Genomic DNA, 9,683 nt, shown 5'->3' with positions numbered 1-9,683 from the left:
TTAGATACAATAGAAGGTCAAATATGGGGACAATCTTCGATGTGTTAATGAAAAAGATGGTGAAATTTGAATAAATATCAATAAAATCAATAGATAACAAGGGTGCTCTAAGCGCCTATACCTAAACACTTAATTTAATGAGAAAAAATAATTCTAATTCTCAAATACTTCTTGTACTATTTGGCTTCTTTATTATGGGTATACAGATTGGGGCGAACGCTCAGGCGCCATCTGATGCCGCAAGAGCAAACCTTCGTTCAATTATAGAAAGTGTAAATGTAACTTCGGGTGTTGCTATTCGATACGATACTAAAGACAACCTTTCCCGATCCATGGATTGTGCAAAAATTATAAGTAATCCAAATGGTGGATTTATTGCGGTATATCATCATTATGTTAATGGCATACCAAAAGTATTTATAGCTACGTCAACAAACTTTCGAACATGGACCATGGTAAGAGAACTTGCAAATAATGCATCACAGCCCGATATAGCTGAAGCATCGGATGGAGGATATGTGATGGCATGGGAACAAGAACCAAACAATCATCTGAAATTCTGCTATTATTCAACACTTTCGAATCTTTTCAATGGAATAACTGAAAAAACATACGATGCATCTCGTACCTTTTCATCCTGCGCAGAAGGCACACCTAACATTTATTCAGCGAGTAGCACTTTTATTGATGTAGGCTTTCATTATTATAAAAACTGTGATGTTGACAGGCAAGCACGTGGCACTCTGACTAATTTTAACTCATGGACTTGCAACACACAGAATCAATTAGATAATGCTTTGCTTTTTTATGGGCTTAAGGGCAATATTGGTGATCGTGATGCTATCGATTTTGAAGGGTATAAATTTGCACTAATTGAAGGACAGGCAATAAAAGGTGATTTTGGATCGTGGAAATCATATATTTACGATTACCAGACCGGTAATGCAGAGCCTCTCAATATTATTACTGCCAAAGGTAGTACGGCATTTGCGAATCCAACTATCTCCAATCTGACAATCAATGGAAAAAAATCATTGGTAATGACTTTTTTTGTTCCAAGTGAGGGCGCTATGAGCGGAGAAGCCGGTGAATTAATTTATTATAAAAACCTAGGAGTTTTAGGGACTTCTTCAAACGAATATATTACCGAGAATGATGGGATTTCTATATTCCCTAATCCCGTTAAAACACAATTGACAATAAAAAGCAATCAGGAATTAATCAAGCAAGTAAAAATATACAATATGTTAGGCAACTTGGTTTTCAGCAGCAATGAGTCTTTTAGTGGTAACAAAACTTTTGATACAAGCAGTTTGCGTAGTGGTTCATATTTACTACAAATATTCACATCACCACAAACAAAAAATTCTTGGAAGAGCTTTAAATTACTCGTCTTATAGCCCAATGAGAACTTTATTTGTAGGTTCAGTTTTAAAATAATTCTAATGAATAATATATTTCGTTTTTAAAATAATTCTCAATTTTATGAAAAAAAATAATTCTAAATGTCAAATACTTCCTGTACTATTTGGCTTCTTTATAATGGGTTTCTGCGATGTGGTAGGGATTACATCCATGCATGTAAAAGAAGATTTATTAGGTAGCTACAGTCCTGAATTCAGGGATACGCTTTCAAATCTTATTCCTGTGGCGTTATTCTCTATGTTTCTAATTTTCTCTGTGCCAACTGGTATGCTGATGAATAAAATCGGTCGCAAAAAAACAGTGCTATTAAGTAATATTATTACAATTGTGGCTATGTTTATTCCACTCATTGAATACACTTTTGTAATGTCTTTATTGGCCTTTGCATTGCTTGGAATTGCAAATACCATATTACAGGTGTCGTTAAACCCACTTTTGACCAATGTTGTTAAAGGAGATAAACTTACTTCAAGTCTTACTGTCGGTCAGTTTGTGAAAGCCATTTCTTCATTTTGCGGACCGTTTATTGCCGCATTTGCTGCTGTACAATTGGGCAACTGGCAATATATATTTCCAATTTATGCGCTTATTACATTGATTTCAACCATTTGGTTGATGGTAACTCCAATTAGAGAAGAATTAGTAACAGGTAAAGCCAGTTCTTTTGGGAGCGTATTCAGTATCTTGAAAGATAAAACGATTTTAATCTTTTTCTTAGGAATTGTCTGCGTGGTTGGAGTTGATGTAGGTATAAACACAGCTGCTCCAAAAATTTTAATGGAACGATCCGGACTCAATTCAATCGAAGCAGGTTATGGCCCAAGTATGTATTTTGCATTCCGTACAATCGGAGCATTTATTGGCGCTATTTTATTAGCAAAATATTCTCCTATCAGAATCTTCAAAATCATTACTGCTGTAGCCGTTTTAGCACTCATTGCACTCGTTTTTACCGCAGATAAAGTTGTCATTTTTGCATTGTATGCCATTATTGGCCTTGCAATTGCAAACGTATTCTCCATCATTTTCTCCCTGGCCATTCAATCTCGCCCCAAAAAAGCCAATGAAATTTCTGGATTGATGATAATGGGAGTTTTTGGAGGTGCGGTTATTCCGTTTATTATGGGATTGACCTCTGATATGCTAGGTTCACAAGTTGGTTCTATATTGATAATTTTATTAAGTGCAATTTATTTATTGTTTTGTGCATATTTAATAAAACCAAAAGTCGCCTTGAAAAATTAATTTTTTTTATTAATTTTTTCTGTATTTCACTATTAGATTTTTAAGTTCGTGTCATCGAAAAAACCAAAAGGGAAAATATTGATTTAGAATATATAATTATACTTTCTGTCAATATTGGCATAGCATTGAGCCTAATAGGTATCTTAAAAATTCAAACAACAGTTAAATTCTCTTTGGAATCATTTAATGTAAAAGGAATATCTATTATTAGGGTTGTCTCTGAAGTAGGAACAAGTGTACATAAAGTTATTAACTATTAGATGATTTCAATTAATTTCATAGATATACATGTAAGCTTTTTATTTGTGTTGCTTTATAACTCTCCATGTTTATTTTTTTTTAAAGTAATATCTAAAAACTAAAAAACAAATTATAACAGATGAAATATAATTCATTAAAAATAGCCATGTGCATAATTGCAATGTCTGTTATTTCTTCAACTTTTGCTCAGAAAGATTACAGTAAATATGCGATGCCTATTGTAGGTTCTCAATCGGAAAATATTTTATCTAATGGGAATTTATATCCTTGTATTGCTCGTCCGTGGGGAATGAATCATTGGACACCACAAACTGAAATAAATAACGAGCGTTGGTTTTATTCCTATAATTCCAATTATATAACAGGATTACGTCAAACCCATCAGCCTAGTCCTTGGGTGGGCGATTATGGTGCATTTTCGTTGTTGCCAACCGTAGGAGCAAAAAACTTTCTTGAAGAACAACGGAAAAGTTGGTTTTCACACAAAGCCGAGACTACCTTGCCTAATTATTACAAAGTTTATCTCGCCGATTACAATGTAACTGCCGAATTATCACCCACAGAACGGGGTTGCATCATGCAGTTTACTTTTCCTGAAACCGATAAAGCTAACGTGGTGATCGATGCTTTTGACAAAGCTTCTTTCATTAAAGTCATTCCTGAAGAAAACAAAGTGATTGGTTATTCCACTCAACTTATGTTTAATGGTTTTGATCAGATGCGCGTACCTGAAAACTTCAAAAACTATTTTGTCATTGTATTTGACAAGCCGTTTAAGGAATTTGCAATTTGGAGCAACAACAAATTGAATCCTAACATCAAAGAAGCTACAAGCAGCCGGTCTGGTGCCATTGTAACTTTTTCGACCAAAAAAGGAGAACGTATTACGGCACGCATTGCTTCATCGTTTATAAGTCCTGAGCAAGCAGAGATTAATATGAAACGTGAAATAGGAGATAAAAGTTTTTCGGAAATAAATGATGAATCGAAAGGCATTTGGAACAGTCATTTTAACCGTTTTGCATTAGAAGATACATCTGTCGACGACCTTGATAAGGTTAAAATGTTTTATACAACACTCTATCGAACATTGCTTTTCCCGAGGGAATTTTTTGAGTATGATGCACAAAATAATATAGTACATTATAGCCCTTTTAACGGAAAAGTACTTCCGGGCAGATTATATACTGATAATGGGTTCTGGGATACATTCCGTGCTGTACATCCTTTCTTAACCCTATTTTATCCTACTCAAAGTAAATATATCCTCGAAGGTCTTGCAAACACTTACAAAGAAAGTGGTTGGTTGCCTGAATGGGCTTCGCCTGGTCACTATCCTTGTATGATAGGTTCAAACTCTGCTTCAATAATAGCAGGAGCTTATCTGAATGGAGTAAAAGATGTGGCTATCAATACGCTTTGGGACGCAGTTTATAAAAATGCTTTTAATGCCAATCCAACTGTTCAGTCGGTAGGACGAGCAGGTATAGATCAATATATAAAAAAAGGTTATATTCCGAATGATATTAGCGTCAAAGAAAGTGCTGCGCGAACACTCGAATATGCGTATAATGACTTTAGTGTACTCAAACTGGCAGAATCACTGAATAAAGACAAAAAAACAATTGAGTTGTTTAAAAAACGATCGCTGAATTATCAAAATTTATTTAACAAAAAGTATAATTTGATGGCCGGAAAAAATTCGGATGGTGAATTCCGTTCTGATTTTAATCCTTTTGCATGGGGAGGTGACTTTACAGAAGGAAACAGTTGGCACTATTCGTGGAGCTCATTGCATGACCCAAAGGGACTTGTTAACTTAATGGGGGGGCGAAAAAGATTTATTCAAATGCTTGATTCTGTCTTTGCGATGCCTCCTGTATTTGATGAAAAGGCGTATGGTGAAGTTATACACGAAATACGTGAAATGCAAATTATGAATTTCGGACAATATGCTCATGGTAATCAACCCATTCAACATATGATTTATTTGTACAATTGGGGAGGAGAACCCTGGAAAGCTCAGTATTGGACTCGTCAGGTTATGGATAGGTTATATCGCCCGACTCCCGACGGTTATTGTGGTGATGAGGATAATGGACAAACATCTGCTTGGTACTTGTTTTCATCCATGGGATTTTATCCAGTCTGCCCAGTTACCGGTGAACAGGTTATTGGTTCGCCGCTTTTCAAGAAAATGACAATTACAATGGAAAACGGCAAAAAGCTTACGCTTTCAGCTCCGAATAACAGCGTTGAAAATGTTTATATAGATAACATTAGTATAAACGGAATTCAATATTCGAAAAACTATTTTGATTTTAAAACTTTACAGGGAGGATGTGATATTCAATATCAAATGTCAGCCCAACCCAATAAATTTAGGGGAACAAACGAAAAAGATTTCCCTTATTCATTATCGAACTCTTCATCTTTAAAATAAATTTAAAATTTTCTCAATTCCAACAGGAATAATAATGAATACGATTGGTCTAAAGAAAATGTTATATGAAATAACTAGTCACCAATTTAATATTTAACAATTACAGGTTTGACTGCTGTGAAAATGTGTATTTATTTAATTTTGTTGATTATATCAAGTCCTTTTGATGCCCTCAGTCTTGTAAAAAGAGCAGATAACGATGATAATATAATAATTCGTTTGACCGAAATGAAAGGAGAGGATACTACTGTGAAAATTGGACTTCTTTTTGCTGTTAAAAAAGTCATTAAGACGAATTTGATTGAAGATGAAGATGAAGTAATTGAAACTTCCGGCGAAACAATAATTTTGCCTATAAGTCATAATGCAATTGAAACTTGTAAACTGATATTTTAAGATTTGACGCTTATTTTATTATTGATGGAAAAAAAAGATAAAAAATTACACACTAAAAAAATGAACAAACTATTATACCCATTAAAATTCAGCCCTATACTAAAAGACAAAATCTGGGGTGGTGCTAAATTGAAAAAAATATTTGAAAAGCCTGCATTAAGCCATATTCTTGGTGAAAGTTGGGAATTATCTGGTTGCAACGGTGATGAATCGGTAGTTGTTAATGGATTTCTTTTAGGAAAAAATATTAAAGAACTTATCGAAATTTATCCTGAAAAGCTTCTTGGAGAAAGAAATCATACTATGTGAGGAGCATTTTTACTTTGAGCAAAAGTTGCTTCTGATACTAATAGAAGAATTGCGCTGATAAAAATAATCTTGGTTTTCATAGGCTAGTTTTATTTGGATAACAAACTTACAAAAGAAATTCAAACAAACAACATTTTTTATGTTAAATACATAAAAAATAGTACAAATAGAAATTGCAATTGTCATACGTCGGTGAAATAAGTATTTGGTCGATAAAATGTAAATCATTTTAATAGTTGTGTAGGCTAAAAATTGTACTATCGGTAATGAATTAAAGTTTGGGACACAATTATTTTATTAAAAGCAAGTAAAAAGACTACAAAATTTAAAAAACGTTTGATATGTCGATAAAATATGCATTTAATCGATTATTTTTATATCGTGAGCTTGCTTGTCGATTCCATAAACTTTTGGAATTCTGCTGAATTTTATACTATATTTGCCTTATGCAATTTTCAGAAATTTTAGGGCAGGAACATATTAAAAACCACTTGACACGGAGTGCCGATTTAGGTAGAATTCCGCACGCACAGTTATTTATTGGACCAGAAGGATGCGGTACTTTGTCTATGGCGATTGCTTATGCACAGTACATTTTGTGTAGTAACCAAAACGGAGAAAATTCGGCCTCGAATGAATCTTGCAATCTTAAATTTCAAAAAATAGCCCATCCCGACTTGCATTTTGTGTATCCAACGGTCAGCACTGAAGATGTAAAAACAAAACCAAAAAGCATTGACTTCATTGCAGATTGGAGACAGTTCATTCTTCAAAATCCTTATGGAGGCTTATTCGATTGGTATTCTGTTTTGGGAGTTCAAAACAAACAAGGCGAAATCCGAGTGGATGATGCTCAGGAAATTCTAAAATCACTTTCTTTAAAATCCTACGAAGGTGGTTACAAAATTATGATTGTCTGGATGGCCGATAAAATGAATATTGCCGCTTCAAACAAGTTGTTGAAATTACTTGAAGAACCGCCAGAAAAAACAGTTTTCATCCTGATTTCCGAAAACGAGGAAGATATCATTCAAACGATTCGTTCGCGTTGTCAGGTTTTGCAGTTTAATGGATTGAGCGAAAAAGTAATCGCTGATGCCTTGGTTTCTCGAGAAAATATGGAGCCTAAACTAGCTGCAAAAATAGCGCATCAGGCACAAGGAAATTACAATAAAGCGCTGCATTTATTCAAAGATGATAGCGAAGAATTTCCCTTCGAACAGTGGTTTGTGGCTTGGGTTCGCGCGGCTTTCAAGGCCAAAGGAAACCCCGCTGTTATCGCTGATTTAATCCATTGGAGCGAACAAATTGCCGGTTTGGGAAGAGAAACTCAAAAGAAATTTTTGCAGTTTTGCATCGATATTTTTCGTCAAGCGTTGCTACATAATTACGAAACACCAAGTCTAGTGTATATCGAACCGGCGGTCGAAAACTTTACGATAGCGAAATTTGCCCCTTTTGTAAACGGAAACAATATCAACGAAATATTTCAGGAATTGTCCGATGCAATTTATCATATTGAGCGCAACGGAAATGCTAAAATTATTCTAACCGATTTGTCCATCAAACTCACTCGTTTAATACATAAAAAATAAATTTATGGATAATGCCGCCTCTATTTTGCTTTTGGCCTTTTTGGCTATCACTTTCATTCAATCTAGCTATGATAAATTGTTCTATTGGAAAGACAATCTCGATTTCTTAAAGGAACATTTTGCTAAAACCCAATTAAAAAATCTGGTTCGCTTAGCCTTGCTGAACATCTTGGTTTTAGAATTAATTTCTGGTGTTTTGTGCTTGGTGGGTGGCATAGAATTATTCGTGAGCAACGGACGAACTTTTGGTTTATATGGCGCCATTTTTTCGAGTATTACTTTGCTAATGCTGCTTTTCGGACAACGATTAGCCAAAGATTATGACGGTGCCAGAACAATCGTTATTTATTTTATTCCAGCTGTGATGGCGGTGTATTGGTTGAATTAGAAAAGAATCAAATTCACAATGACATTGGCAATTTCAATAGCAATGAATAATAAAATATACTAAAAAACTATGACTTCAAAACATCCTTCTGAATCTTTGACTGTATTGACCGATTTGGTTTTGCCAAGCGAAACAAATCCTTTGAATAATCTTTTTGGAGGCGAATTATTGGCCCGAATGGATCGTGCGGCCAGCATCGCTGCAGGAAGACATTCTCGCAGAATTTCCGTAACCGTTTCGGTAAATCACGTGGCTTTCAACAAAGCTATTCCATTAGGAAGTGTGGTAATTATTGAGGCAAAAGTCTCGCGCGCTTTCACAACTTCGATGGAAATTTACCTCGACGTTTGGATTGAAGAAAAAAAATCTGGAGAACGAACAAAATCCAACGAAGCCATTTATACTTTTGTGGCGGTTGATGACGCTGGGAAACCGGTAGAAGTTCCGCAAATCATTCCCGAAACCAAACTCGAAAAACACCGTTATGATGATGCCTTGAGAAGAAAACAATTGAGTTTGGTCTTGGCTGGAAAATTAAATCCTCAAGATGCTACCGAATTGAAGGCGTTGTTTGTTTAGGAGTGTTAAATTGATTCGTCGTCTTTTTTAAATTAATTCTAATTTATTTTATGTATTTTTGAAGATAGATTTTACAAAAATGAACCTAATAGAAAGACTAAATAAAGAAATTTTAACTTTGTGCAAAACACATAAGGTCAGGTCTTTGTATGCTTTTGGGTCTGTTTTAACAGACAAATTTAACGACAAAAGTGATGTCGATTTAATAGTCGATTTTGAACCCATAGACGTCTTAGATTATGGAGACAATTATTACGAACTTAAGTTTTCTCTCGAAAATATTCTAAATCGAAACGTTGATTTATTAGAAGAAAAAGCCATTAAAAACCCTTATTTTAGAAAAACATTAAATCATAGTAAAAAATTGATTTATGGATAATTCTATTAAAACTTGGTTGTACGATATTTTGAGTTCTATAAACGAGATAGAAAGTTATTTTGTTGACACTCCTAAATTGTTTGAAATATATCAAAACGATTTAAGAACCAAAAGAGCAGTAGAACGAAATATCGAAATTATTGGTGAAGCAATGAGCCAAATTCTTAAGGAAGATAACCACATTCAAATTTCAAATTCCAGAAAAATTGTTGATGTTCGAAATCGAATTATTCATGGTTACGATTCTGTTTCAGATGATGTAATTTGGGGAATTGTGATTATAAACTTACCTGTTTTACAAAAAGAAGTTGAATCCTTGTTGGGAGAATAAAAGCTAAGAGATTTTCTAAGTTGTAAGCGTTGGTTGTTTTAAAACCAAAAAACATTCTCAAAATAACCCAAAACATTACCCTTGCTTCTTCCAAAAAAAGAAGTATTTTTACAAAAAGATATGCACCACAAATAAATGAAACGCCCAGAACTATTACCATTGGTAAAAAGGGATTTTATAGGTGTTACATCTTCCGATAAAAGACAATAGGTATAGGCGTTTAGGCCGCCCAAAAACGAAAATAGTATTACCTTTGTCAAATGAGTACAAGGGAGAAATTTATAGGTGTGAATTCAATAACATTTAACAAGCGATTTAAGGAAGATGCAGAC

General features: G+C 34.3%; 10 protein-coding genes. All 10 read left to right on the top strand.

What is annotated here, in order from left to right; all coding sequences use genetic code 11:
• Nucleotides 1-194 precede the first annotated feature (194 nt).
• The 10 genes from ACIQ1E_RS12460 to ACIQ1E_RS12415 all read left to right on the top strand — a co-directional run bounded on the left by ACIQ1E_RS12460 (nucleotide 195) and on the right by ACIQ1E_RS12415 (nucleotide 9,351).
• The gene (locus ACIQ1E_RS12460) at nucleotides 195-1,400 is read left to right on the top strand and encodes a T9SS type A sorting domain-containing protein (RefSeq protein ID WP_396171630.1); all 1,206 of its coding nucleotides are present in this window, start codon (nucleotides 195-197) and stop codon (nucleotides 1,398-1,400) included.
• Nucleotides 1,401-1,485: 85 nt separating this feature from the next.
• Entirely contained in the window at nucleotides 1,486-2,670 is a 1,185-nt protein-coding gene (locus ACIQ1E_RS12455; RefSeq protein WP_396171629.1) for an MFS transporter, read from the top strand.
• 379 nt (nucleotides 2,671-3,049) lie between these two features.
• Nucleotides 3,050-5,374 carry a GH92 family glycosyl hydrolase gene (locus ACIQ1E_RS12450; RefSeq protein ID WP_396171628.1) on the top strand — a complete coding sequence of 775 codons (2,325 nt, stop codon included), beginning with the start codon at nucleotides 3,050-3,052 and terminating at the stop codon, nucleotides 5,372-5,374.
• Between the two features lie 117 nt (nucleotides 5,375-5,491).
• The gene (locus ACIQ1E_RS12445) at nucleotides 5,492-5,770 is read left to right on the top strand and encodes a glycosyl hydrolase-related protein (protein WP_396171631.1); all 279 of its coding nucleotides are present in this window, start codon (nucleotides 5,492-5,494) and stop codon (nucleotides 5,768-5,770) included.
• 24 nt (nucleotides 5,771-5,794) lie between these two features.
• Nucleotides 5,795-6,079 (top strand): hypothetical protein, encoded by a 285-nt coding sequence (locus ACIQ1E_RS12440; RefSeq protein WP_396171627.1) that lies wholly within the window; start codon nucleotides 5,795-5,797, stop codon nucleotides 6,077-6,079.
• Between the two features lie 446 nt (nucleotides 6,080-6,525).
• Nucleotides 6,526-7,674, top strand: coding sequence for an ATP-binding protein (locus ACIQ1E_RS12435; RefSeq protein ID WP_396171626.1), 1,149 nt, complete (start codon nucleotides 6,526-6,528; stop codon nucleotides 7,672-7,674).
• A 4-nt stretch (nucleotides 7,675-7,678) separates the two neighbouring features.
• The gene (locus ACIQ1E_RS12430) at nucleotides 7,679-8,062 is read left to right on the top strand and encodes a DoxX family protein (protein WP_396171625.1); all 384 of its coding nucleotides are present in this window, start codon (nucleotides 7,679-7,681) and stop codon (nucleotides 8,060-8,062) included.
• 69 nt (nucleotides 8,063-8,131) lie between these two features.
• On the top strand, nucleotides 8,132-8,641 hold the full coding sequence (locus ACIQ1E_RS12425) for an acyl-CoA thioesterase (protein WP_396171624.1): 510 nt from the start codon (nucleotides 8,132-8,134) through the stop codon (nucleotides 8,639-8,641).
• A gap of 79 nt (nucleotides 8,642-8,720) precedes the next feature.
• Nucleotides 8,721-9,020 (top strand): nucleotidyltransferase family protein, encoded by a 300-nt coding sequence (locus tag ACIQ1E_RS12420; protein WP_396171623.1) that lies wholly within the window; start codon nucleotides 8,721-8,723, stop codon nucleotides 9,018-9,020.
• The gene (locus tag ACIQ1E_RS12415; RefSeq protein ID WP_396171622.1) at nucleotides 9,013-9,351 is read left to right on the top strand and encodes a DUF86 domain-containing protein; all 339 of its coding nucleotides are present in this window, start codon (nucleotides 9,013-9,015) and stop codon (nucleotides 9,349-9,351) included. Before ACIQ1E_RS12420 ends, ACIQ1E_RS12415 begins: the two co-directional genes overlap by 8 nt.
• The last annotated feature ends 332 nt before the right edge of the window (nucleotides 9,352-9,683 follow it).

It is taken from the genome of Flavobacterium sp. (assembly GCF_044348915.1).
GTDB lineage: Bacteria > Bacteroidota > Bacteroidia > Flavobacteriales > Flavobacteriaceae > Flavobacterium.
The sequence above is the reverse complement of the archived record's forward strand: the minus strand, read 5'-3'. Positions and strand labels throughout refer to the sequence as shown.

Coding starts and splice junctions, on each gene's coding strand:
- ACIQ1E_RS12460 (WP_396171630.1), top strand. CDS start 195: ATGGGTATACAGATTGGGGCGAACGCTCAGGCGCCATCTGATGCCGCA.
- ACIQ1E_RS12455 (WP_396171629.1), top strand. CDS start 1,486: ATGAAAAAAAATAATTCTAAATGTCAAATACTTCCTGTACTATTTGGC.
- ACIQ1E_RS12450 (WP_396171628.1), top strand. CDS start 3,050: ATGAAATATAATTCATTAAAAATAGCCATGTGCATAATTGCAATGTCT.
- ACIQ1E_RS12440 (WP_396171627.1), top strand. CDS start 5,795: ATGGAAAAAAAAGATAAAAAATTACACACTAAAAAAATGAACAAACTA.
- ACIQ1E_RS12435 (WP_396171626.1), top strand. CDS start 6,526: ATGCAATTTTCAGAAATTTTAGGGCAGGAACATATTAAAAACCACTTG.
- ACIQ1E_RS12430 (WP_396171625.1), top strand. CDS start 7,679: ATGGATAATGCCGCCTCTATTTTGCTTTTGGCCTTTTTGGCTATCACT.
- ACIQ1E_RS12425 (WP_396171624.1), top strand. CDS start 8,132: ATGACTTCAAAACATCCTTCTGAATCTTTGACTGTATTGACCGATTTG.
- ACIQ1E_RS12420 (WP_396171623.1), top strand. CDS start 8,721: ATGAACCTAATAGAAAGACTAAATAAAGAAATTTTAACTTTGTGCAAA.
- ACIQ1E_RS12415 (WP_396171622.1), top strand. CDS start 9,013: ATGGATAATTCTATTAAAACTTGGTTGTACGATATTTTGAGTTCTATA.